Source organism: Pseudomonas sp. NPDC090201, assembly GCF_044746825.1.
Taxonomy (GTDB): domain Bacteria; phylum Pseudomonadota; class Gammaproteobacteria; order Pseudomonadales; family Pseudomonadaceae; genus Aquipseudomonas; species Aquipseudomonas putida_AD.
Map to the genome: position 1 here is coordinate 47,758 of NZ_JBIVCX010000008.1, position 24,654 is coordinate 72,411.

At 60.2% G+C, this 24,654-nt stretch carries 21 protein-coding genes; 2 read left to right on the forward strand and 19 right to left on the reverse strand.

What is annotated here, in order from left to right; all coding sequences use genetic code 11:
- Positions 1 to 13: 13 nt before the first annotated feature.
- From brnQ to sdhC, 10 genes are all read right to left on the reverse strand, one after another.
- Complete coding sequence (gene brnQ / locus ACIPOO_RS19975) at positions 14 to 1,327, reverse strand: branched-chain amino acid transport system II carrier protein (protein ID WP_274131392.1); 1,314 nt, start codon at positions 1,325 to 1,327, stop codon at positions 14 to 16.
- A 460-nt stretch (positions 1,328 to 1,787) separates the two neighbouring features.
- The gene (gene sucD, locus ACIPOO_RS19980; protein WP_274131393.1) at positions 1,788 to 2,672 is read right to left on the reverse strand and encodes a succinate--CoA ligase subunit alpha; all 885 of its coding nucleotides are present in this window, start codon (positions 2,670 to 2,672) and stop codon (positions 1,788 to 1,790) included.
- On the reverse strand, positions 2,672 to 3,838 hold the full coding sequence (gene sucC, locus ACIPOO_RS19985) for an ADP-forming succinate--CoA ligase subunit beta (RefSeq protein WP_274131394.1): 1,167 nt from the start codon (positions 3,836 to 3,838) through the stop codon (positions 2,672 to 2,674). The genes sucD and sucC overlap by 1 nt, the downstream gene beginning before the upstream one ends.
- Before the next feature lie 205 nt (positions 3,839 to 4,043).
- The gene (gene lpdA, locus ACIPOO_RS19990; RefSeq protein ID WP_274131396.1) at positions 4,044 to 5,483 is read right to left on the reverse strand and encodes a dihydrolipoyl dehydrogenase; all 1,440 of its coding nucleotides are present in this window, start codon (positions 5,481 to 5,483) and stop codon (positions 4,044 to 4,046) included.
- 166 nt (positions 5,484 to 5,649) lie between these two features.
- Entirely contained in the window at positions 5,650 to 6,888 is a 1,239-nt protein-coding gene (gene odhB / locus ACIPOO_RS19995) for a 2-oxoglutarate dehydrogenase complex dihydrolipoyllysine-residue succinyltransferase (protein WP_400609273.1), read from the reverse strand.
- A 41-nt stretch (positions 6,889 to 6,929) separates the two neighbouring features.
- Positions 6,930 to 9,761 (reverse strand): 2-oxoglutarate dehydrogenase E1 component, encoded by a 2,832-nt coding sequence (locus ACIPOO_RS20000; protein WP_274131401.1) that lies wholly within the window; start codon positions 9,759 to 9,761, stop codon positions 6,930 to 6,932.
- Between the two features lie 287 nt (positions 9,762 to 10,048).
- Positions 10,049 to 10,753, reverse strand: a complete 705-nt coding sequence (locus tag ACIPOO_RS20005; RefSeq protein ID WP_274131402.1) for a succinate dehydrogenase iron-sulfur subunit — start codon at positions 10,751 to 10,753, stop codon at positions 10,049 to 10,051.
- A gap of 11 nt (positions 10,754 to 10,764) precedes the next feature.
- On the reverse strand, positions 10,765 to 12,537 hold the full coding sequence (sdhA, locus tag ACIPOO_RS20010) for a succinate dehydrogenase flavoprotein subunit (protein WP_274131404.1): 1,773 nt from the start codon (positions 12,535 to 12,537) through the stop codon (positions 10,765 to 10,767).
- Between the two features lie 3 nt (positions 12,538 to 12,540).
- Positions 12,541 to 12,909 carry a succinate dehydrogenase, hydrophobic membrane anchor protein gene (sdhD, locus tag ACIPOO_RS20015; protein ID WP_274131406.1) on the reverse strand — a complete coding sequence of 123 codons (369 nt, stop codon included), beginning with the start codon at positions 12,907 to 12,909 and terminating at the stop codon, positions 12,541 to 12,543.
- Entirely contained in the window at positions 12,903 to 13,277 is a 375-nt protein-coding gene (gene sdhC / locus ACIPOO_RS20020; protein WP_274131408.1) for a succinate dehydrogenase, cytochrome b556 subunit, read from the reverse strand. Before sdhC ends, sdhD begins: the two co-directional genes overlap by 7 nt.
- 363 nt (positions 13,278 to 13,640) lie before the next feature.
- On the opposite strand from sdhC, the gene gltA reads away from it, so the two are divergent.
- Positions 13,641 to 14,930 (forward strand): citrate synthase, encoded by a 1,290-nt coding sequence (gene gltA, locus ACIPOO_RS20025; RefSeq protein WP_274131409.1) that lies wholly within the window; start codon positions 13,641 to 13,643, stop codon positions 14,928 to 14,930.
- Between the two features lie 74 nt (positions 14,931 to 15,004).
- Here the strand turns inward: gltA and ACIPOO_RS20030 are convergent, their stop codons facing one another.
- From ACIPOO_RS20030 to ACIPOO_RS20070, 9 genes are all read right to left on the reverse strand, one after another.
- Positions 15,005 to 15,610 (reverse strand): START domain-containing protein, encoded by a 606-nt coding sequence (locus ACIPOO_RS20030; protein ID WP_400609277.1) that lies wholly within the window; start codon positions 15,608 to 15,610, stop codon positions 15,005 to 15,007.
- A gap of 70 nt (positions 15,611 to 15,680) precedes the next feature.
- Positions 15,681 to 15,938, reverse strand: coding sequence for a YkgJ family cysteine cluster protein (locus tag ACIPOO_RS20035; protein ID WP_400609279.1), 258 nt, complete (start codon positions 15,936 to 15,938; stop codon positions 15,681 to 15,683).
- 96 nt (positions 15,939 to 16,034) lie between these two features.
- Positions 16,035 to 16,754, reverse strand: a complete 720-nt coding sequence (locus tag ACIPOO_RS20040; protein ID WP_400609281.1) for a translation initiation factor 2 — start codon at positions 16,752 to 16,754, stop codon at positions 16,035 to 16,037.
- Positions 16,755 to 16,873: 119 nt separating this feature from the next.
- Positions 16,874 to 18,313, reverse strand: coding sequence for a PLP-dependent aminotransferase family protein (locus ACIPOO_RS20045; protein ID WP_274131414.1), 1,440 nt, complete (start codon positions 18,311 to 18,313; stop codon positions 16,874 to 16,876).
- 230 nt (positions 18,314 to 18,543) lie between these two features.
- Positions 18,544 to 19,359 carry an OmpA family protein gene (locus ACIPOO_RS20050; protein ID WP_400609283.1) on the reverse strand — a complete coding sequence of 272 codons (816 nt, stop codon included), beginning with the start codon at positions 19,357 to 19,359 and terminating at the stop codon, positions 18,544 to 18,546.
- Positions 19,356 to 19,682 carry a DUF4398 domain-containing protein gene (locus ACIPOO_RS20055; RefSeq protein WP_274131435.1) on the reverse strand — a complete coding sequence of 109 codons (327 nt, stop codon included), beginning with the start codon at positions 19,680 to 19,682 and terminating at the stop codon, positions 19,356 to 19,358. The genes ACIPOO_RS20050 and ACIPOO_RS20055 overlap by 4 nt, the downstream gene beginning before the upstream one ends.
- A 49-nt stretch (positions 19,683 to 19,731) precedes the next feature.
- Positions 19,732 to 20,559 (reverse strand): substrate-binding periplasmic protein, encoded by an 828-nt coding sequence (locus ACIPOO_RS20060; RefSeq protein WP_400609285.1) that lies wholly within the window; start codon positions 20,557 to 20,559, stop codon positions 19,732 to 19,734.
- 142 nt (positions 20,560 to 20,701) lie between these two features.
- Complete coding sequence (locus ACIPOO_RS20065; protein WP_400609287.1) at positions 20,702 to 21,631, reverse strand: electron transfer flavoprotein subunit alpha/FixB family protein; 930 nt, start codon at positions 21,629 to 21,631, stop codon at positions 20,702 to 20,704.
- A complete protein-coding gene (locus ACIPOO_RS20070) occupies positions 21,631 to 22,380 on the reverse strand; it encodes an electron transfer flavoprotein subunit beta/FixA family protein (RefSeq protein ID WP_274131418.1) in 750 nt (249 codons plus the stop codon). Before ACIPOO_RS20070 ends, ACIPOO_RS20065 begins: the two co-directional genes overlap by 1 nt.
- A gap of 538 nt (positions 22,381 to 22,918) precedes the next feature.
- On the opposite strand from ACIPOO_RS20070, the gene ACIPOO_RS20075 reads away from it, so the two are divergent.
- Positions 22,919 to 24,583 (forward strand): electron transfer flavoprotein-ubiquinone oxidoreductase, encoded by a 1,665-nt coding sequence (locus ACIPOO_RS20075; protein ID WP_400609289.1) that lies wholly within the window; start codon positions 22,919 to 22,921, stop codon positions 24,581 to 24,583.
- Positions 24,584 to 24,654: the final 71 nt, after the last annotated feature.

Here is a 24,654-nt window from a genome sequence, read left to right on the forward strand (position 1 = left end):
TTCGGCGAAAAGATCAGGCCAGCGCTTCGCTGCGCTTGCCGATCACGCGGTCAATCACGAACGCGCCAAACAGGGTAATCAGCGACGGGATCAGCCACGCCAGGCCCTGATCGCTCAGCGGCAGATGCGCCAGCACGTCAGGCAGATAGCCTTCCAGCCCTGCCCCCTTCACCGCATCGACCATGCCGAACACGAACGACACCAGCATCACAGGCGCGACGATGCGGCCCTGAACGTGCCAGAAGTCCTTGCAGAAGCTCAACGCCACCAGCGCGATGCACGGCGGGTAGATGGCAGTCAGCACCGGGATGGAGAAGTGGATCAGGTTGGTCAGGCCCAGGTTCGACACCAGCAGCGAGAAGCCAGCCAGAATCACCACCAGCGCCTTGTAGGACAGCGGCAGCAGACGGCTGAAGTATTCGGCGCAGGCGCAGGTCAGGCCCACTGCCGTCACCAGGCACGCCAGGGAAATCAGGATGGCCAGGAAGCCGCTGCCCAGGGTGCCAAAGGTGTGCTGCACGTAGGCATGCAGAACCGCCGCGCCGTTGCTGGCGTCTGCGGCGATCGCATGGCTGCCCGAACCCAGGCGGAACAGGCTGACATACACCAGCGCCAGGCCCACGCCCGCGATCAGGCCGGCAATGACGGCGTAACGGGTGATCAGCCGTGGCGACTCGACCCCACGGGAACGGATGGCGTTGACGATGACGATGCCAAACACCAGCGCACCGAGGGTGTCCATGGTCAGGTAGCCGTTGATGAAGCCCTGGGAGAACGGCGCCGCCACATAGGCAGGCTGCGCAGCGCCGATATCACCGGCTGGCAGGGCGAACGCGGCGATGCCCAGCACGGCCAGGGCGATGATCTTCAGCGGCGCAAGGAAACGGCCCACGGTGTCGAGCAGACGCCCCGGATACAGCGAGATCCAGAACACCAGCAGGAAATACACCAGGCTATAGAGGAACAGCGCCATCGGGCTTTCGCCGGTGATCGGCGCAAGCCCTACTTCGAAGGACACGGTGGCGGTACGCGGCGTCGCGAACAGCGGGCCCACCGACAGGTAGCAGACGGCGGCCAGAACGGTGCCGGCGATCTTGCCGATGGGGCTGCTCAGGGCGTCCATGGCGCCACCGACCTTGGCCAGGGCCACTACCGTCACCACGGGCAGGCCGACCGCAGTCACTAGAAAGCCAAGCGCTGCCATCCACACATGCGGACCGGCCTGCAGGCCTACGATTGGGGGGAAGATGATATTGCCAGCACCAACGAACAACGCGAACGTCATGAAACCAAGCGCCAGGATGTCCTGGCCTTTCAACACTTTCATCAAGGAAACCACACTGCTGAACCGGAATTAAGAAGAGGATTTCCCAATGGGTGAGGGAAATGCTGCCCGTCCTTTTAGAACAGGCCCTGGGTGCGAAGTGGCCCCTTGTGGGGGTCGACGTCGCAAAATGGCGGGTAGCCTACCCTATTTGGCGCTCCAATACAGGGCGCCCCGACCGATGTCTGCACTTTCGTGTCGCATATCGGAAAGGTCTTACACCTCTCTGGCTCAACACACCCTGTGGGAGCGGGCTTGCCCGCGAAAGCGACCTGTCAATCAACCTCGAGCCGTCTGATCTGACGCCTTCGCGGGCAAGCCCGCTCCCACAGGGTGGGTGACGCCTGGCCTGACGCCGTCGCGGGCAAGCGCGCTCCTACGCATCAGAATGTGCTTCTCCGGAAAACACAAAGGCCACCCGAAGGTGGCCTTTGTCGATCAGACAATGATCAGCAAGCGATGCTTACTTCTTCATTTCCCAACCGGTCAGCTCGGCCAGGGCCTTGCCGATGTCTGCCAGCGAACGCACGGTCTTCACGCCAGCGTCTTGCAGAGCAGCGAATTTCTCGTCTGCAGTGCCTTTGCCGCCGGAGATGATCGCGCCAGCATGGCCCATGCGCTTGCCCGGAGGAGCAGTCACACCAGCGATGTAGGAAACGACCGGCTTGGTCACGTTAGCCTTGATGTAGGCAGCAGCCTCTTCTTCGGCCGAACCACCGATCTCACCGATCATGACGATCGCTTCGGTCTGTGGGTCTTCCTGGAACAGCTTCAGGATGTCGATGAAGTTGGAGCCCGGGATCGGGTCACCACCGATACCGACGCAGGTGGACTGACCGAAACCGGCGTCAGTGGTCTGCTTCACAGCTTCGTAGGTCAGGGTGCCGGAACGCGACACGATACCGACCTTGCCTGGCAAGTGAATGTGACCTGGCATGATGCCGATCTTGCACTCGCCCGGAGTGATGACGCCTGGGCAGTTAGGGCCGATCAGGGTAACACCCAGCTCGTCGCACTTGACCTTGGCATCCAGCATGTCGAGGGTAGGAATACCTTCGGTGATGCAGATGATCAGCTTGATGCCGCCGAAAGCAGCTTCCAGGATCGAGTCTTTGCAGAAAGGAGCCGGAACGTAGATCACGCTGGCGGTAGCGCCGGTTTGCTCTACTGCTTCGCGAACGGTGTTGAACACCGGCAGGTTCAGGTGAGTGGTGCCACCCTTGCCTGGAGTCACGCCGCCAACCATCTTGGTGCCGTAGGCGATGGCTTGTTCGGAGTGGAAAGTACCTTGCGAGCCGGTGAAGCCCTGGCAGATAACTTTGGTGTCTTTATTGATCAGGACGCTCATTATTTGCCCTCCGCAGCTTTGACAACTTGTTGAGCAGCGTCGGTCAAGCTGGTTGCAGCGATGATGTTCAAGCCGCTTTCCGCCAGTACTTTAGCGCCCAGGTCAGCGTTGTTGCCTTCCAGACGAACAACGACCGGGATTTTCACGCCGACTTCTTTCACGGCGCCGATGATGCCTTCGGCAATCATGTCGCAACGAACGATGCCGCCGAAGATGTTGACCAGTACTGCTGCGACGTTGCTGTCGGACAGGATGATCTTGAACGCTTCGGTCACGCGCTCTTTGGTAGCGCCACCACCTACGTCGAGGAAGTTGGCTGGCTTGCCGCCGTGCAGGTTGACGATGTCCATGGTACCCATGGCCAGGCCAGCACCGTTGACCATGCAGCCGATGTTGCCTTCCAGTGCCACGTAGTTCAGTTCGAACTTGGCAGCGTGGGCTTCACGTGGGTCATCTTGCGATGGGTCGTGGAAAGCCTTCAGCTTAGGCTGACGGTACATGGCGTTGGCGTCGATGTTGATCTTGGCGTCCAGGCAGTGCAGATCGCCGTCAGCCTTGATTACCAGCGGGTTCACTTCCAGCAGGGCCAGGTCGTGGTCCTGGAACAGCTTGCCCAGGCCAACGAAGATCTTGGCGAACTGAGCAACCTGCTTGCCTTCCAGACCCAGCTGGAATGCCAGGTCGCGACCCTGGAATGGCTGAGCGCCAACCAGTGGGTCGATAGTGGCCTTGAGAATCTTCTCAGGAGTTTCGTGAGCGATCTTCTCGATGTCCACGCCACCTTCGGTGGAGGCCATGAACACGATGCGACGGCTCGAGCGATCGACTACAGCGCCCAGATACAGCTCTTTGGCGATGTCAGTGCAGGATTCAACCAGGATCTTGGTAACCGGTTGACCGTTGGCATCAGTCTGGTAAGTGACCAGACGCTTGCCCAGCCACTGAGCGGCGAACGCAGCTGCGTCTTCCTTGCTCTTGACCAGTTTGACGCCGCCCGCTTTACCGCGACCACCTGCGTGAACCTGGGCTTTGACGACCCACTCGGTTCCGCCGATCTTGTCGCACGCTTCTGCTGCTGCTTCGGGGGTGTCTACTGCAAAGCCCTTGGATACTGGCAGGCCGTATTCAGCAAACAGCTGTTTACCCTGATACTCGTGAAGATTCATGCTTTTTACCGTCTTCGTTAGGTACTGCGCTTCGGTGCTGCTCGCTAGAGCGTGCCGCACCACCTGTGACCGCTTCCCCCGGAAGGCCCCGCCCCTGCACTCGGGGTGCCTGGGCGAAATCCGCCGGGAGTTCGAGTCCGACGGACCTTCCGCGGTAAGCCATGCGAGCAGGGCTTACGACGGGCGGTCCGCCGTGGTTTTTTTCTTAGCGTTTTTTCTTGTTCTGGATGTGGATGGCGCCGCCATTCACAGCCAGAGCAGCTTCGTGCAGTGCTTCGGACAGGGTCGGGTGGGAGAAGACCATCATGCCGATGTCTTCGGCACTGGTGCCGAACTCCATGCCGATTGCACCCTGCTGAACCAGTTCTGCAGCGCCTGGGCCGATGACGTGTACACCCAGTACACGGTCGGTCTTGGCGTCAGCGATGACCTTGACGAAACCGCCGGTGTCGTTCGCCGCCATGGCACGGCCGCTGGCCGCGAACGGGAACTGACCCACGTTGACTTCAACGCCTTCGGCCTTCAGGGTCTGCTCGGTTTTACCAACCCACGCGATTTCCGGGTGAGTGTAGATAACCGATGGGATCAGGTCATAGTTCATCTGGGTCTTGTGACCCTTGATGCGCTCGACCACCATGATGCCTTCTTCCGAGGCTTTGTGTGCCAGCATCAGACCACGGACCACGTCACCGATCGCATAGACACCAGGAACGCTGGTCTCGCACTGATCGTTGACGAAGATGAAGCCGCGCTCGTCGATATCGACGCCGCTGTCGGAGGCCAGCAGATCGGTCGTCACCGGACGGCGGCCTACGGCCACGATCAGGCGATCGAAGGTGATGTTCTGCTCACCGTCCTTGTCGGTGTAGTTCACGACAACTTCGTTGCCGTTGACTTTCGAGCCGGTGACGCGAGCGCCCAGCTTGATGTCCAGACCCTGCTTGGTGAAGGTCTTCTGAGCTTCTTTGGCAACGCCTTCGTCGGCGGCTGGCAGGAACTTCTCCAGCGCTTCCAGAACGGTGACCTTGGAGCCCAGGCGCGACCATACCGAACCCAGTTCCAGGCCGATGACGCCAGCGCCGATGACGCCCAGACGCTCAGGCACGGTCTGGAATTCCAGGGCGCCGGTAGAGTCGACGATGACGTTCTGATCGACCGGAGCCGGCGGAATGTCGATCGGACGCGAGCCCGAAGCCAGGATGATGTTGTCGGCTTCGATGACTTCGGTGGTGCCGTCAGGCTTGGTCAGCTCGACTTTCTTGCCGGCCAGCAGCTTGCCGTGGCCTTGCAGGGAGGTCACGCCGTTGGCCTTGAACAGGCTGGCAACGCCGCCGGTCAGGCCTTTGACGATCTGGGACTTGCGACCGACCATGGCCGGTACGTCCATTTTCACGTCGCCGGAAATGGAGATGCCATGAACGTTGAACTGGTTCTTGGCTTCATAGAATTTCCAGGAGCTGTCCAGCAGCGCCTTGGACGGGATGCAGCCTACGTTCAGGCAGGTACCGCCGAGAGCCAGCTTGCCCTCTTTATCCTGATACTTCTCGATGCAGGCAGTCTTGAGACCAAGTTGCGCAGCCTTGATGGCGGCAACATAACCGCCAGGGCCTGCGCCAATCACTACCACGTCGAATTTCTGGGACATAACTAAGAGTTCCTCTCTAGCTGCAAGCATTAAGCTGCAAGCTGATCTGCGGTGATCTGCAGTTCAGACTCACGACTTATTCATTGGATGCGAATTACTGGCCGCAAGCTGCACACCGGGCCGCTTCTGGCTTGAAGCTTGTGGCTTGCAACTTGCGGCTGCTTCATCAGATGTCCAGCAACAGACGAGCCGGATCTTCCAGCAGGTTCTTGATGGTCACCAGGAACGTCACAGCTTCTTTGCCGTCGATCAGGCGGTGATCGTAGGACAGCGCCAGGTACATCATCGGGCGGATGACAACCTGACCATTGATCGCCATCGGGCGCTGAATGATGTTGTGCATGCCCAGGATAGCGGCTTGTGGCGGGTTGACGATCGGGGTCGACATCATCGAACCGAAGGTACCACCGTTGGTGATGGTGAAGGTACCGCCAGTCATCTCGTCGATGGACAGTTTGCCGTCACGGGCTTTCTTGCCGAAGGTGGCGATGCCGCCTTCGATTTCAGCCAGGCTCATCTGCTCGGCGTTACGCAGCACCGGAACCACCAGGCCACGGTCGCTGGAGACGGCAACGCCGACGTCCGCATAGCCGTGGTAGACGATGTCGGAACCGTCGATCGACGCGTTGACAGCCGGGAAGCGTTTCAGCGCTTCGGTGGCAGCCTTGACGAAGAACGACATGAAGCCCAGGCGTACGCCGTTGTGGGACTTCTCGAACAGATCCTTGTACTTCGAACGTAGGGCCATGACTTCGGTCATGTCGACTTCGTTGAACGTGGTCAGCATCGCCATGTTCGACTGGGCTTCGACCAGACGCTTGGCAACGGTGGCACGAACGCGAGTCATCGGTACGCGCTTCTCCGTGCGATCGCCAGCGGCGAACACAGGAGCAGCGGCAGCCGGTGCAGCGGCAGGCTTGGCAGCAGGTGCGGCAGCCGGAGCGGATTTCTTCGCTTCGATGGCAGCAACGACGTCTTCCTTGGTGACGCGACCGTCTTTGCCAGTGCCTTTGACGCTGGACAGGTTGATGCCGTTCTCTTCAGCCAGCTTGCGAGCAGCTGGAGCGCCGATGGCGTCTTCGTCAGCAGCCGACGGAGCGGCAGCTGGCGCGGCAGCAGGTGCAGCGGCCGGAGCAGCAGCGGCAGCCGGTGCAGCCGACGCGGTAGCGCCTGCGTCCAGGGTGGCGATCAGTTCGTTGGACAGGACGGTGTCGCCCTCGCCTTTCACGATGGATGCCAGCACGCCGTCAGCTTCGGCCAGAACTTCGAGCACGACCTTGTCGGTTTCGATGTCGACCAGCAGCTCGTCACGCTTGACCGCTTCGCCCGGCTGTTTGTGCCATTTGGAAATGGTGCCGTCGGCAACGGATTCCGGGAAAGAGGGGGCTTTGATCTCAATAGCCATTATCTGTAATTCCTTAATTCGGTTTCTAGTGCGCGAAGGCGTTAAACAGTGAACGCGTCTTGCAGCAGTTTTTCCTGCTGTTCGGCGTGCATCGAAGCGTAGCCACAAGCAGGCGCTGCGGAGGCATCACGGCCGGCATACTCGAGAACGAGGTTGCGGTTGTGATTGCCAATGCTGCGGCGCAAGTGATGCTGGCTGCTGTACCAGGCGCCCTGGTTCATCGGCTCTTCCTGACACCAGACCACGTTGGTCAGGTTGGTGTAAGGCGCGATGGCCTCCATCAGGTCGTCTTCCGGGAACGGATAGAGCTGCTCGATACGCACGATGGCAATATCTTCGCGGCCTTCGGCACGGCGTTTTTCCAGCAGGTCGTAGTAGACCTTGCCACTGCAGAGCACCAGACGGGTCACCTTGGCGGCATCGAGGGTATCGATTTCCGGGATGACAGTCTGGAACGAGCCTTCGGCCAGATCTTCCAGGGTCGAGATCGCCAGCTTGTGACGCAGCAGCGACTTGGGCGTCAGCACGACCAGCGGCTTGCGCAGCGGACGAATCACCTGACGGCGCAACAGATGGTAGATCTGGGCCGGGGTGGTCGGCATGCACACCTGGATGTTGTGCTCGGCGCACAGCTGCAGGTAACGCTCAAGACGAGCCGAGGAGTGCTCCGGACCCTGACCTTCGTAGCCGTGAGGCAACAGCATGGTCAGACCGCACAGACGGCCCCACTTGTGCTCGCCGCTGGTGATGAACTGGTCGATCACGACCTGTGCACCGTTGGCGAAGTCACCGAACTGGGCTTCCCAGATCACCAGCGCGTTTGGCGAGGTGGTCGAGTAGCCGTATTCGAATGCCAGTACCGCTTCTTCCGACAGGAACGAGTCGTACAGGTCAAAGCGAGGCTGACCGGCATACAGGTTCTGCAGAGGCACGTAGGTGGTGGCATCTTTCTGGTTGTGCAGGACGGCGTGACGGTGCGAGAACGTACCGCGACCGACGTCTTGCCCGGTGATACGCACCGGATGACCTTCGAACGCCAGAGTGGCGTAGGCCATGGTCTCGGCGTAACCCCAGTTGATCGGCAGGCCACCGGCTTGCATCTTCTGGCGGTCTTCGTAGATCTTCTGGACCTGACGCTGAACCACGAAGCCTTCCGGCAGTTCCATCAGCTTGGCCGACAGTTCCTGCAGGGTCTTCAGATCGAAACGGGTGTCGTGACGCGCGGTCCAGGCGTGGCCCAGGTATGGACGCCAGTCGACGAACAGTTCCTTGTTGGGCTCTTTGACCAGGCTCTTCACAACGTGCATGCCGTTGTCGAGTGCGTTGCGGTACTCGTCGACCTTGGCCTGAGCGCCAGCGGCGTCGAGCACGCCCGATGCAGCCAGTGCGTCGGCATACAGCTCACGGGTGGTGCGCTGCTTGGCGATCTGCTGGTACATCAGCGGCTGGGTGCCACTTGGTTCGTCAGCTTCGTTGTGGCCGCGACGACGGTAGCAGACCAGGTCGATCACCACGTCACGCTTGAACTGCATGCGGTAGTCGATGGCCAGCTGGGTCACGAACATGACCGCTTCAGGGTCATCGCCGTTCACGTGCAGGATCGGCGCCTGGATCATCTTGGCAACGTCGGTGGCGTACTCGGTAGAACGCGAGTCCAGCGGGTTGCTGATGGTGAAGCCGACCTGGTTGTTGATCACGATGTGGATCGTGCCGCCAGTCTTGAAGCCGCGGGTCTGCGACATCTGGAAGGTTTCCAAGACCACGCCCTGACCTGCGAACGCAGCGTCACCGTGGATGGAAATCGGCAGTACTTTTTCGCCAGTGGCGTCGTTGCGGCGGTCTTGACGAGCGCGCACGGAACCTTCGACCACCGGGGAGACGATCTCGAGGTGCGACGGGTTGAACGCCATCGCCAGGTGAACTTCGCCACCTGCGGTCATCACGTTGGACGAGAAGCCCTGGTGGTACTTCACGTCACCGGAGCCCAGCTCGACCTTCTTCTTGCCTTCGAACTCGTCGAACAGCTCGCGCGGGTTCTTGCCGAAGGTGTTGACCAGGACGTTCAGACGGCCACGGTGGGCCATGCCGATCACGACTTCCTTGGTCCCGTAGGAACCGGAGCGCTGGATCAGCTCGTCGAGCATCGGGATCAGGCTTTCGCCGCCTTCCAGACCGAAACGCTTGGTGCCCGGGTACTTGGTGCCCAGGTACTTCTCCAGACCTTCTGCCGCGGTGACGCGCTCGAGCAGGTGGCTCTGAATCTCGGCAGGGTAAGCTGGACGGCCACGCACGCTTTCGAGGCGCTGCATGAACCAGTTGCGCTGGTTGGAATCGACGATGTGCGTGAACTCGGCGCCGATGGTGCGGCAATATGTCTTCTGCAAAGCGTCGACGATTTCGCGTAGGCTCGCCTCCTCCTTGCCGATGAACAGGTCGCCGGCACGGAATGTGGTATCGAGGTCAGCGTTGGTCAAACCGTAATGGTTGATCGACAGGTCAGCTGGCGCAGTACGCTTCCACAAGCCCAGAGGATCGAGTTGCGCACCCTGATGGCCGCGCATACGGAATGCCTGGATCAGTCGCAGCACTTCGACTTGCTTCTTCTCGTGTTCGCTGCTCACGCTACCGGCGGAGACCGGTTGAGCGCGGCGCTGGTTTTTGCCCAGCAACACGAAATGATCGCGAACCGTAGAGTGCGATACATCGGTGGCAGCGCCGCCATCGGCTGGCAGCGTCTGAAAGTAGGTGCGCCATTCTTCTGGCACAGCGTTAGGGTCGTGCAGGTAGAGCTCATAGAGCTCTTCCACATAGGCAGCGTTACCACCTGAAAGGTGGGCGCTGTTCCACATGCGCTGCATCACGCTTTCTTGCATGCTTGGTCACCCTCGGTTAGGGGACACCACCGGCGTGCACACCGTCGCAGGCTTGAACAGTCCATGCAGCGAATGTATCGAATCGCTGACTGTAGCAAGTCGCCAAGGATCACGCTGATAGCCCGGGTACCAGCCCGGATGCCCCTGCTGGTCTCATTTCTTCAAAATAAGAGCCGAAGCCGTACGGCCACTGCTCAGGTTAAAACTACGGCGCCGGTTGAAGCCTGCGCCGCAGCGTTTACGGGTGCAACATTTACAGATACATCGGTGCTACAGGTGCAACGAACTCAGACACCACTGGTCAGCAGCATGTGTCGAACGTGACCGATGGCCTTGGTCGGGTTAAGGCCTTTCGGGCAAACGTTGACGCAGTTCATGATCCCGCGGCAGCGGAACACGCTGAACGGATCATCCAGCGCAGCCAGACGCTCCTGAGTCTTGTTGTCGCGACTGTCAGCCAGGAAACGATAGGCTTGCAGGATCGCGGCCGGACCCAGGAACTTGTCAGGGTTCCACCAGAAGGACGGGCAGCTCGTGGAGCAGCAAGCGCACAGGATGCACTCGTACAGACCGTCCAGCTTCTCACGCTCTTCCGGCGACTGCAGACGCTCGATGGCCGGAGCCGGCGTGTCGTTCTGCAGGAATGGCTTCACCTTCTCGTACTGCTTGTAGAAGATGCTCATATCGACGACCAGGTCACGAATAACAGGCAGGCCAGGCAGCGGACGCACCACCAGCTTGTTGTTCTTGACCACGGCGGACAGCGGCGTGATGCACGCCAGGCCGTTCTTGCCGTTGATGTTCATGCCGTCGGAACCACAGACGCCTTCACGGCAGGAACGACGATAGGAGAAGCCCTCGTCCTGTTCCTTGATCAGCGCCAGTACGTCCAGGACCATCAGATCCTTGCCACCGGTATCAACGTCGAACACCTGGGTTTTAGGCGCCGAGTCGGTATCGGGGTTGTAACGATAAACTTCGACTTTCAACATAGCAGCCACCCTTAGTAAGTCCGTACTTTTGGTTCGAACGCCGGAACGGTCTTCGGCGCAAAGTTGACTGCACGCTTGGCAACCCGCTTTTCACCCGGGTAGTACAGGGTATGGCACAGCCAGTTGACGTCGTCGCGGTCTTCGAAGTCTTCACGGGCGTGGGCGCCGCGGGACTCGGTACGGGTATCGGCCGCGATGGCGGTCGCTTCAGCGACTTCCAGCAGGTTCTGCAGCTCCAGCGCTTCGATACGCGCGGTGTTGAAGGCCTGGGACTTGTCGTTGATCTTCACGTTGGCGATACGTGCACGCAGTTGGGCCAGTTGCTCGATGCCCTTCTTCATGTATTCGCCGGTACGGAACACACCGAAGTAGTTCTGCATGCAGCTCTGCAGCTCGCGGCGCAGGGTGGCGACGTCTTCGCCATCGGCACGGGAGTTCAGGCTGTTCAGGCGGTTGAGTGCAACTTCGATGTCGGTGTCGCTGGCGTCGGCGTATTCGATACCGTCGGTCAGCGCTTTTTCCAGGTGCAGGCCGGCAGCGCGACCGAATACCACCAGGTCGAGCAGCGAGTTGCCGCCCAGGCGGTTGGCACCGTGAACCGAGACGCACGCCACTTCACCGACTGCGAACAGGCCAGGAATGACCTGGTCGTTGCCTTCGGCGTCCATGGTCATGGCCTGGCCGTGAATGTTGGTGGCAACGCCGCCCATCATGTAGTGGCAGGTTGGAACCACAGGAACCGGAGCAACCACCGGGTCAACGTGTGCGAAGGTCTTGGACAGCTCGCAGATGCCTGGCAGGCGGCTGTGCAGCACTTCCTCGCCCAGGTGGTCGAGCTTGAGCATCACGTGGTCGCCGTTAGGGCCACAGCCGTTGCCGGCGATGATCTCTTTGACCATGGAACGTGCAACGACGTCACGACCTGCAAGGTCCTTGGCGTTCGGAGCATAACGCTCCATGAAACGCTCGCCGTGCTTGTTGATCAGGTAACCGCCTTCACCGCGGCAACCTTCGGTGACCAGTACACCTGCGCCGGCGATGCCGGTCGGGTGGAACTGCCACATTTCGATGTCCTGGACCGGAACGCCTGCACGCAGCGCCATGCCGATACCGTCACCGGTGTTGATCAGGGCGTTGGTGGTCGAGGCGTAGATACGGCCAGCACCGCCGGTGGCCAGTACAGTCGCCTTGGACTTGATGTACATGGTCTCGCCGGTTTCGATGCAGATCGCGATGACACCGACGAAGGCGCCTTCCGAGTTCTTCACCAGGTCGACAGCGTAGTACTCGTTCAGGAACGTGGTGCCCGCTTTCAGGTTGCCCTGATAAAGGGTGTGCAGCAGTGCGTGACCGGTACGGTCGGAGGCCGCGCAGGTACGTGCAGCCTGACCGCCTTTGCCGAAGTCCTTGGACTGGCCACCGAACGGACGCTGGTAGATACGGCCGGTTTCGGTACGCGAGAACGGCAGACCCATGTGGTCCAGTTCGAAGACCGCGGCAGGACCTTCCTGACACATGTATTCGATAGCGTCCTGGTCACCGATGTAGTCGGAACCCTTGACGGTATCGTACATGTGCCAGCGCCAGTCGTCGTTCGGGTCGGCCGAAGCGATGGCGCAGGTGATGCCGCCCTGGGCGGATACGGTGTGGGAGCGAGTCGGGAAGACCTTGGTGACTACGGCGGTCTTGTGGCCGCCCTGAGCCAGCTGCAAGGCAGCGCGCATGCCCGCACCGCCGCCACCGATGATGATGGCGTCGAAGGAGATTGTATTAATGCTAGCCATGAATCAGATACCCCAAAGAATCTGCACACCCCAGACGAAGTACGCGAACATCGCAACGCCGCATACAGCCTGGAACAGGAAACGCACAGTCAGCGCGGACTTGCCGAAACTCATCGGAGTCAGGTAGTCGGTCGCGATGGTCCACATGCCGACCCAGGCGTGAGCGCCGAGGGCAACGAGGGCCAGCAGACTGAAGATGCGCATCCCTACGTGGGAGAACAGAGCGTGCCACGTGGCATAGTCGATGCCAGGGTGCACGACCAGGTACCCGATCAGGAAAATGAAATAAGCCGCGAGCACTACTGCGGAGACGCGCTGCGCCATCCAGTCGTAGAGGCCCGAACGAGACAGGTTCGTAACGCTGGTTACCATATCCAAACTCCCGCCAGAATGATCAGCACCACGGAGATGGCGATGATGATTTTCGAGCCCAGCTTTCCGCCTTCCAGCGTCTCACCGACACCCGTATCCATGATCAGGTGACGAACACCTGCCACAAGGTGATACAACAGGGCAGACAGAAGCCCCCATGCGATGAACTTGGCCAGCGGACTGGTCAAGGTCGCCTTCACATCGGCGAAGCCCTCTTCAGAACCCAGCGACTTGCTCAATGCCAGAAGCATGAAGAAGACGCCGACAAAGAGAATGATGCCGGAGATGCGATGAAGGATCGACGTGATCGCTGTGATGGGGAGTTTGATGGTCCTTAGGTCTAGGTTTACAGGTCGTTGGCTTTTCACGGCTTTTTTTCACACTGAAGAGCCCCTAACAATCAGGGCAAGTTGTTGGGAAGTGCACTGGTCAGGTACCCACTACCCAGGAAGTGACCAACCCCAGAAAACCGGGCCTGAAAGCCCCTGGCGGTCGGACGCCGAGTATAGACAGTTAGCCGCCTAATGACAACGCACCAGCCCTCCCCTAATGGCGGATTGCATTAGTGGAATAAAAGGCGTAAATGGCAGGTAATTTCGCGGAAAACCTCGGCTTAAAGCCTTCTGCCACAAGACTTTTGGCAAATTGACTTTAGAATTTATCTCACTATAGTGATGCGGGCCCTGCGTGGGGGGCCTGTCTGATGATTTGAAGCATAATTAGGAGGCCACATGGCTGACAAAAAAGCGCAGTTGATCATCGAGGGCGCTGCCCCCGTCGAGCTGCCCATTCTGACCGGCACAGTTGGTCCCGATGTAATCGACGTACGCGGCCTGACCGCCACCGGACGCTTCACATTCGACCCAGGCTTCATGTCGACCGCCTCTTGCGAATCCAAGATCACCTACATCGACGGTGATAACGGCATTCTGCTGCACCGTGGCTACCCGATCGAGCAACTGGCCGAGCAGTCCGACTACCTCGAAACCTGCTACCTGCTGCTCAACGGCGAACTGCCGACTGCCGAGCAGAAAGCCCAATTCGTCGTCACCGTGAAGAACCACACCATGGTGCACGAGCAGTTGAAGACCTTCTTCAACGGCTTCCGTCGTGATGCCCACCCGATGGCCGTCATGTGCGGCGTCGTCGGCGCCCTGTCGGCGTTCTACCACGACTCGCTGGACATCAATAACCCGCAGCACCGCGAAATCTCCGCGATCCGCCTGGTCGCCAAGATGCCGACCCTGGCCGCGATGGTCTACAAGTACTCCATGGGCCAGCCCATGATGTACCCGCGCAACGACCTGAGCTATGCGGAAAACTTCCTGCACATGATGTTCAACACGCCGTGCGAGATCAAACCGATCAGCCCGACGCTGGCCAAGGCCATGGACCGGATCTTCATCCTCCACGCCGACCACGAACAGAACGCCTCGACGTCCACCGTGCGCATGGCGGGCTCCTCGGGTGCCAACCCGTTCGCCTGTATCGCCGCCGGCATCGCTGCACTGTGGGGCCCTGCCCACGGCGGTGCGAACGAAGCCGTACTGACCATGCTCGATGAAATCGGCGATGTCTCGAACATCGACAAGTTCATCGCCAAGGCCAAGGACAAGAACGATCCGTTCAAGCTCATGGGCTTCGGTCACCGCGTCTACAAGAACCGCGACCCGCGCGCCACCGTGATGAAGCAGACCTGCGACGAAGTCCTGCGCGAGCTGGGCATCACCAACGACCCGCAGCTGGAACTGGCGATGCGCCTGGAAGAGATCGCCCTGACCGATCCGTACTTCATCGAGCGCTCGCTGTACCCGAACGTCGACTTCTACTCGGGCATCATCCTGAAGGCGATCGGCATTCCGACCAGCATGTTCACCGTGATCTTCGCCCTGGCGCGTACCGTCGGCTGGATCTCGCACTGGAAGGAAATGCTCTCCAGCCCGTACAAGATCGGCCGTCCGCGCCAACTGTACACCGGCGAAAAAGCTCGCGACATCGTGCCACTGGCCGAACGCAAGTAAGTTTCGAGCGACGCAAAAAAGGCTGCCAGTGGCAGCCTTTTTTCATTCCCGCAGAAATTGTATCGGTCACCCGATCATTTCATCGCACGCTCCCTGAGCGCCTTGAGGGTGTTGAACGGCGCATCGACCACGAACTTGTTGGCCAGCCACGACGGCACGCTGCCACCTGGCTCGGTGTGCACCTGATAGGTCACTTCAGTCTCGTTCGGGCCCTTGGGCACCAGCTTCCAGAAACCCTCCACCTGGGCGACGCGCACGAAGCCTTTCTCTTCAGGGATGTAGGTCGGCTGGCCCAGCAGGTTACGAGTCAGGCTACCATCAGCGCCTTCGACCGTGGTGATCTGCAGCACCGAATCACGCGGCGTCACCGGCCACGGGGTGTTGAACTGGGTGTAGGTCCAGGTCTTGTCGCCCTCATGCTTGAGCACCTTCTGCGACTTGCACTCGTGAACCCAGGCGCAGGCACCCGCCACATCCTCCTGCAGGCCGCGCAGTTTGGCGACACTGGCCTTGATGGTGGTCACGCCCTGATAGGCCTTGTACTGGGAGCCCGCGACGTCACTGAGAGAAACCTTGATGCCGTCCTCGTTCTTGGCGACCTTCCAGTCATCGGCCTGTGCAGCCCCGGCGACCAGTACAGTCAAGCCAACTCCAAACGCAATCCGGTACAGCGAACCCATTGTCTTATTCCTTATTGTCTGCAGTTCAGGTGTCGTTTCAGATGCCTCGATCGGCTCCCCTCCTCGCCCATCAGGCGACGGAAGTGGCCTGCTCCCACCACCCGATCAAGCGAATCGCTTCCTCGGAACTGCTGCCACAGACTTCCGGATCGGCGGCGAACCCGCCGCACACCGCTGGCCGGTCAGGCTGCCCGAAGATCAGGCAATACCTGTCATCCGAGAGCTGCACGCAGCGCACGCCGGCCGGCTTGCCCAACAGCATGCCGGGAATCGGCGAGGATATCGAAGGCGCAATGCAGCATGCGCCACAGCCCGGACGGCAATCCATGGAAACATCCTCTTGAGAGGCAGTGAAAGTTGACAGGATCTTACCCGCTAAAACGCGCGTTTGAAAATGAAGGATTAAGGACCAGCCGACGCCAGGTCACTGCTTGAATTTGAAGTCCAGCGCTGCGCCGTCCACTTCCTTGCGCGCCTCGTTGCGAAGCTGCAACTCCATTTCATTGCTCAACAACCGACCCTGCAACTGGAAGTCCGAATCACTGCCAGCATCGGGGAACATCTTCGGCAACAGCGGTTTGCCCCCGCCAGGCGTGGACTTGGCCTTGTTGCCCGCAGTGATCACGTTAGGCGGCGGCGTCAGCTGCTTGACCATGTCAGGCGGCAAGCTCAGGTCCAGAGCAGCCTTGGGCAGCCTGGTTTCCTTGACCACCTGGGAGGCAGGCTTGGTCTTGCTGGCAACCGGCGCACGGTTAGCCACGGCGGCATTATCCGCTTTGACCTTGGCGGATTTGGCATTCGCACTTGGGGTTTTCTGCTCCACGGCCGCAGCCTTGGCCGGCGTGGTGATCTTCTTCGCAGGGTTGGGCTTGACCGGATCCGGCTTGCTCGCCGCGACCACAGGCACGACCCCGACATTGGGCGCAAGGTGATGGACCACGTCCGCCGGCTTCTCCGGGGCGGCAGGCTGCGGCGCAACAGCCGCGGCAGGCTCAGGCTTGACCTCAGGCGTGACAACGGGCGCTGCAGCAGGCGCGACAGGCGCGGCAGCGGTGACTTTGGGCGGTGGCGCAGGCGGTTTGTCAGCGTCACAGGCACTGAGCAATACCACCAACATCAATCCGGCACAGCGTAGTGAATTCATAAATCAAACGGCAGAAAAAAGGCAGGAGCCGATATGCTGGCTCTTTGCATGGCCGGTGACAAGTGAAGGACCTGTCAGCCGGCCTCTTGAGGGTGTGAAAAACGTTCAGCCCGCAGAGTTCACCAGGATTGACCGGCGTCCTGGCACAGCTGCTTGGCGAGCATGCCCAGGGTCATCAGCGCCCTCTCCGCTTCGCGGTTCCACGGCAACCCACAGTTTAGACGAATGCAGTGGTTGAACTGCTCTGTGTTGCTGAAAATCAGGCCCGGCGCCACGCTGATGCCCTGCTCCAGTGCGCGCACATGCAGTTCCTGGGTGTTCACCCGCCCCGGCAGACTGATCCAGAGGATGAAACCACCGGCAGGCCGGCTGATCTGCGTGCCTTCAGGGAACATCTGCTGCACCCCCAACTGGAACGCACTGACGTTCTTGCGGTGCTCCTGGCGGATGTAGCGCAGATGCCGGTCATAGCCACCGTTCTCCAGGTAGGACGCCACCGCCATCTGCGTCACGCTGCACGCCGAATGGGTGCTGAAGGTCTGCAAACGCTGGATTTCCGCCTGATATTTGCCGGCAATCATCCAGCCAATGCGCACACCCGGGGACAGCGTCTTGGAAAAGCTCGAACAGTAGATGACCCGCCCCAGGCGATCGAAAGCCTTCAGCGCCTTGGTCTTGTTCTGCTCATACATCAATTCGCCGTAGATATCGTCTTCGATCACCTGAATGTCGAAGTCAGACGCCAGGCGCAGCAGTTGTTTCTGGCGCTCCTCGGGCATGGTGCTGCCCAGCGGATTACTCAGGCGCGAGGTCATCACCAGCGCCTTGATCGACCACTGGTTGGCAGCCAATTGGAGTGCCTCAAGGCTGATGCCGGTGTTCGGATCGCTCGGGATCTCGATCACTTTCAGGCCCAGCAGGTCGGCCAACTGTAGCAAGCCGTAATACGTCGGCGATTCGGCGGCAATCAGGTCACCCGGGCTGGTCAGCACCCGCAGCGACATCTGCAAGGCATCGACACAACCGTGAGTGATCACCACTTCAGAGGGATCAACCACCACGCCTGCGTCGCGCATGCGGATCGCGACCTGGCGGCGCAGCGGCTCGAAACCGGGGCTGAACATGTAGTTGAACGCCCGCGGGCTCTGGAATCGCGTGACCTTGGCCAACTGCTGATGCAGCGCGCGCAGCGGCAGGTAGTCGATGTGCGGGACGGCTGCGCCAAAGGCGAACACCCCTTCACGACGCGCTTCGACCAGCACCTGCTGGATGATGCTGGCGCGAGTGACCAGGCCGGGCCGCTCGACCCGAGCGATATCCGGGGTTGGCGCCGTCAGCGCGGGGGTCTGGTGAACGTAATAGCCGGACTGCGGACGTGCACGAATCAGCCCCTGGTCTTCGAGATTGGCGTAGGCCTGAAGCACCGTCGCATGGCTGACATTGAGCTGGGAGCTCATTTTTCGCACCGAAGGCACGCGCTCGCCTGGCTGGTACACACCCCGACGAATATCCTCAGCCAACTGCTGGGCGATACGTTGATACAGCAGAAGATTGGTCATTTCGCGTCCCTCGATTCCACTCTTTCACGGCCATTCTGAGCACAGGGCGGTGATCGACAGGAAAAGATCACCAGAACAGTTGATAAGTGTACGGGGACAGTTGATTCATCGGCTAGTCATACTTCAGTTTGATGAAAAATTTCATACGGCATATACGCCAAACAACCGGCCTTTCGCGCACAAAAAAGCCCGGCTTTTCGAAAAAAGCCGGGCTCGGTGAAAAATAAATGTCAGCGAGCGGCGCTCAGCTTGCCTTTTTCATCCGAAAACACGATTTCGACCCGACGATTTTGCGCCCGGCCACGCTCCGAGGTGTTCACATCCACCGGAAACTGATCGCCGTAACCCTCGACCTGAATGCGTTCGTCCTCGATGCCCAGATCGGACAGCACGTCGGCCACCGATTGCGCGCGATCGCGAGACAGTTGCAGGTTCTCCTGGCTGTCGCCGGTGCTGTCGGTGTAACCCTCGATGCGCACCACGCGCTTGGGGTTGAACTGCAGGAACTGCACGACCTTGAGCACCGTGCGATTGGCCGAGCTTTTCAGTTCGGCACGACCGGTGTCGAACAGCATGTCACCCAGGGTCATGACCAGGCCCCGCTCGTTCTGCTGGGTCGACAGGCTGATGACCTGATCCTCCGCCCATTTGCCCTGCTGCTGGGCGCCGGCCAGCTTGGCTTCGCGCAATGCCAGTTGCAGGCGCTGGCGTTCAAGCTCAAGGCGGGCAAGCTTTTCCTGGTTGAGCAGCAACTGACTGTGCTCGGTGGCAATCGCACTGTAGCGACTGCTCAGATACGCGTAGTGACTCACATCATCACCACTGCCAATGTAGCTGGACAGCCGTTCGGCACGGCCCAGCAATTCACCGGCACGGATCACGTCCTTGGGCGCGCTGCGCAAGACGTTGGTGTCGTTCTTCACTTTCTGGAAATCGGCGCTGGCACCCTGCAACGCCTTCTCGCTGTTCTGATGGCCGGCGCAGCCGTACAGCCCGGCGCTGGTCAGCAACAGGCACACACTCAAGACCCGTGGAATACGATTCATTGTGCCGCCCCCAACTGCTTGCGCAGGCGTTCGAGGCGAGCGTTCACCTGGGCAAGTTGCTCGGCACTTTTTTCGGTCAGCACGCGAGCTTCTGCCAGACGCGCGTCCAGTTCGGCCTGCTCAGCCTGCATGCGGGCGTCCTTGTAGGATTTGTCGGCCATGTCGGCCTGCGCCTGGGTCAGCTTGGACTGCGCGGTGGCCATGTCCGGCTGATCGTCGGTGGCGCCGACCGCCGTAGCCTGGGCCACGGCCTGCTCGGTCAGTTTCAGTTGTTCGTTGGGAGCCGGATCGTTGGCGCAACCGAACAACGAAGCGAGCGCCATGGCGGCGAGTAAAGGTCTGGTTCTGAAAAGAAAGCTCAAAAAAACATTCCTACTGATGTGTGGCGCTGGTCGGCTGTTGCAGCTGGGCCTTCCATAGCTCCAGATTGCGGGTGACGGCTTCGTTCGAGCGACCGGAAGCTGCCAATTCTGTCATTTTTTTCGCCAGCTGTCCGCGCAACCAGGGGTCATTGCACGCCGAGTTGAACGACAGCGCCAGGTACAGCCCCGGCCTGTCCAGCGGCAGCGGTTGCGCCAGCAAATCCCTGGACATCCCCAAGGTCTGGGTCAACGCCATGCCGGCATATCGACCGGCCAGTACAAATTCGACCTGCCCCAGCATCAGCTTCTGAAAGGCCTGGGTCAGGTTCGGCTGCTTCTCAAGGGTCAGGTGATCCTTGATGGCGTTTTCAAACGCCGACGTCACCCGGGTTTTCTCGGAAATGGCGCCAGGATGGCCTTGCAGATCGGCCAGGGAATTGAACGGCTGTGGCCGCCCGGCCCGGGTCCAGACCATGATCTCGTTTTGCGCGATGGGCGGATGAATGAAATCCAGAGACTCCAGCTCCGACGATTTCAACGGCGTGTCGGCGAGCAGGTCCATTCGCCCGGTGCGCACCTCTTCCAGGGCCTGGCTGCGCTTGCCGGCGAACAGGAATTCCAGCTTGATGCCCATCTGCCCCGCCGCTTCCTTGAGCAGGTCGGCGTTGGCGCCCATCAGATGCGCGGGGTCTTGCGGATCGCGCCACATGTAGGGTGGCGCATCGGGGCTGCCGGTCACGACCAGGCGATCACATTTGCCTGCCGCTACGACCGCCATCGATGGCAACAAGAACAGACCGGCAAGCAGCGATGTCAGCGTGTGCCTGAGCGGCAACATGGTCACGTCCTTTTTCCAATTCAATAAAAAACCCGTTCAATTCAAGACTGAAGCGAATGCGGGTCATCAACAGCTTGCCGATGATCAACGCTTTCGATCAGCCCGAAACGAACGGGTTCTCTTTATAAGTCAGGTGGCTGGATTAGACCAGCTTCTCCAACTCAGGCACTGCTTCGAACAGATCCGCTACCAGGCCGTAATCGGCCACCTGGAAGATCGGCGCTTCTTCGTCCTTGTTGATCGCAACGATCACTTTGGAGTCCTTCATGCCAGCCAGATGCTGGATCGCGCCGGAGATACCGACGGCGATGTACAGCTGCGGCGCAACGATCTTGCCGGTCTGGCCGACCTGCATGTCGTTGGGCACGAAGCCTGCGTCCACCGCAGCGCGGGAGGCGCCGACGGCTGCGCCCAGCTTGTCGGCCAGGGCGTACAGGTGCTTGAAGTTGTCGCCGTTCTGCATGCCGCGACCGCCGGAGACGACGATCTTGGCAGCGGTCAGCTCAGGACGGTCGGACTTGGCCAGCTCTTCGCTGACGAAGGACGACTTGCCTGCATCGTGGGCCGCCGATACAGCTTCGACAGCAGCCGAACCGCCTTCAGCAGCAACAGGATCGAAGCCGGTGGCGCGAACGGTGATGACCTTGACGGCGGCCGACGACTGTACAGTCGCGATGGCGTTACCGGCGTAGATCGGACGCTTGAAGGTGTCAGCCGATTCAACCGAAATGATTTCGGAGATCTGGTCAACGTCCAGTTGGGCTGCAACGCGCGGCAGGATGTTCTTGCCGTTGGAGGTGGCAGCGGCCATTACGTGGCTGTAGCCCGAGGCCAGCTCGGCCACCAGTGGCGCTACGTTTTCCGGCAGTTGGTGCGCATAGGCCGCATTGTCGGCGACCAGTACCTTGGCGACGCCTGCGATTTTCGCGGCGGCTTCACCGACAGCGCCCACGTTCTGGCCTGCGACCAGCACGTGAATGTCACCACCGATCTTGGCGGCAGCGGCAACGGTGTTCAGGGTGGCGGGTGCGATCACGCCATTTTCGTGTTCAGCGATTACCAGGGTAGTCATCAGATCACCTTCGCTTCGTTTTTCAGTTTCTCGACCAGTTCTGCAACCGACTTGACCTTGATGCCAGCGCTGCGAGCAGCCGGGGCTTCGACTTTCAGGGTCTTGTTGGTGGAGGACGTGGACACACCCAAAGCGTCAGGCGTCAGCACTTCGAGGGGCTTCTTCTTGGCTTTCATGATGTTGGGCAGCGACGCGTAGCGTGGCTCGTTCAGGCGCAGGTCGGTGGTGACGATGGCCGGCAGGTTCAACGAAACGGTTTGCAGGCCGCCGTCGATTTCGCGGGTCACGGCAACCTTGTCGCCCGAGACTTCGACCTTGGAGGCGAAGGTGCCTTGAGCGTAACCGCTCAGGGCCGCCAGCATCTGGCCGGTCTGGTTGTTGTCGCTGTCGATCGCCTGCTTGCCGAGGATGACCAGCTGAGGCTGCTCTTTATCGACAACGGCCTTGAGCGCCTTGGCCACGGCCAGGGAAGTCAGCTCTTCAGCGGATTCGACGAGGATGGCGCGGTCGGCACCCAGTGCCAGTGCGGTACGCAGTTGCTCCTGAGCGGTGGCCGGGCCGATGGTAACGACGACGATCTCGGTCGCAACGCCTTTCTCTTTCAGGCGAACGGCCTCTTCCACGGCGATTTCGCAGAAAGGGTTCATCGACATTTTGACGTTAGCGAGATCGACGCCGGAGTTGTCCGCTTTGACGCGAACCTTGACGTTGTAGTCGACCACTCGTTTGACAGCTACAAGAACCTTCATGGATTCCTCGTTACTCTCCGGTGAAAAGAAAATCGCCCGGCCCTGCCCGGCGATGGGTACACGTCAGTGTAAAGAACACCTTTGAAAACAGCGTATTCGTCGTTGCTTAAGGGTGAGTTCGGCAAAAAACAACCGCTCGACCCGCGCAATCCAAGCCAGCGCCCGACCATGCGTGTAAACTGCACACCGCCTGCATCGCCCCTGTAAACGGGTGATCGGGCGGGGTTGCAACACGGCACCCGCGCAGCTTTCAGAGGTATTCCATTGGCCAACGGCCAGCCTACGGCGAGCGCAAAACCGCCCGTATCTTGACCGGAACACCTATTCGGGTCAATACGACAAAAACGCCAGTCACAAGTCGTGTCCCTATGTTTTATCAGGGTTTCAGCCATTTCAAACAAACGTTTGTATTGGACCTGCAAGGTGGTGTAGATATAATGGCCCCCTTTGAGATGACACTTGGGTGACAACGCCCCCAGGTGCCAGTTTTTAGCTACCTATAAAAAAATACCGTTGAGCCTTGATCAGGAGAGAGTCAGTGGAACGCGAATTTATGGAGTTCGACGTCGTCATCGTCGGCGCCGGCCCTGCCGGTCTGTCCGCCGCATGCCGTCTGAAACAGAAGGCCGCCGAAGCTGGCCAGGAAATCAGCGTCTGCGTGGTGGAAAAAGGCTCCGAAGTCGGCGCCCACATCCTCTCCGGCGCAGTGTTCGAACCTCGCGCGCTGAACGAGCTGTTCCCTGACTGGAAAGAACTGGGCGCACCGCTCAACACGCCTGTCAAAGGCGACGACATCTATGTGCTGACCAGCAGCGAAGCCGGTACCAAGGTGCCGGGCATGTTCGTGCCCAAGACCATGCACAACGAAGGCAACTACATCATTTCCCTGGGCAACCTGTGCCGCTGGCTGGCACAGCAGGCCGAGAACCTGGGCGTCGAGATCTACCCGGGCTTCGCCGCCCAGGAAGCGCTGATCGACGAGAATGGCGTGGTGCGCGGGATCGTCACCGGTGACATGGGCGTGGATCGCGAAGGCAATCCCAAAGACGGCATGTACACCCCGGGCATGGAACTGCGCGGCAAGTACACCCTGTTCGCTGAAGGCTGCCGTGGCCATATCGGCAAGCAGCTGATCAAGCGCTTCAACCTGGACAGCGAAGCCGACGCCCAGCATTACGGCATTGGCCTGAAGGAAATCTGGGAAATCGACCCGGCCAAGCATCAGCAAGGTCTGGTGGTGCACACCGCCGGCTGGCCGCTGGACGTGATGGGCACCGAGAACACCGGGGGCTCGTTCCTTTATCACCTGGAAAACAACCAGGTGGTGGTCGGCCTGATCGTCGACCTGTCCTACGCCAACCCGTACCTGTCGCCGTTCGACGAGTTCCAGCGCCTCAAGCATCACCCGATCCTCAAGCAGTACCTGGAAGGCGGCAAGCGCGTCAGCTACGGCGCCCGTGCCATCTGCAAAGGCGGCCTGAACTCGCTGCCGAAGATGGTCTTCCCCGGCGGCGCGCTGATCGGCTGCGATTTGGGCACCCTGAACTTCGCCAAGATCAAGGGCAGCCATACCGCGATGAAATCCGGCATGCTGGCCGCTGACTCGGTGGCCGATGCGTTGCTGGCCGGCAGTGAAGGTGGCGACGCGCTGAGCACCTACGTCGAGGCCTTCAAGGGCAGTTGGCTGCACGAAGAACTGTTCGCCAGCCGCAACTTTGGCGCGGCGATCCACAAGTTCGGCCCGGTACTGGGCGGTGCGTTCAACTTCATCGACCAGAACCTGTTCGGCGGCAAGATTCCGTTCACCCTGCACGACAACAAGCCTGACTACGCGTGCATGAAGCTGGCAGCGGACTCGAAAAAGATCGACTACCCCAAACCGGACGGCAAGCTGAGCTTCGACAAACTGAGTTCGGTGTTCATCTCGGGCACCAACCACGAAGAAGAGCAGCCGTGTCACCTCAAGCTCAAGGACCCGAGCATTCCGATCAACGTCAACCTGCCCAAGTACGACGAACCGGCGCAGCGCTACTGCCCGGCCGGCGTGTATGAGGTGGTGACCCAGGAAGACGGCGCCAAGCGCTTCCAGATCAACGCCCAGAACTGCGTGCACTGCAAGACCTGTGACATCAAGGACCCTTCGCAGAACATCACCTGGGTGACCCCGGAAGGTGCGGGCGGGCCGACGTATCCAAACATGTAAACCACATCCCTTGTAGGAGCGCGCTTGCCCGCGACGGCGTTCGGTCTGCAACCCCTGCGTTGCCTGACACG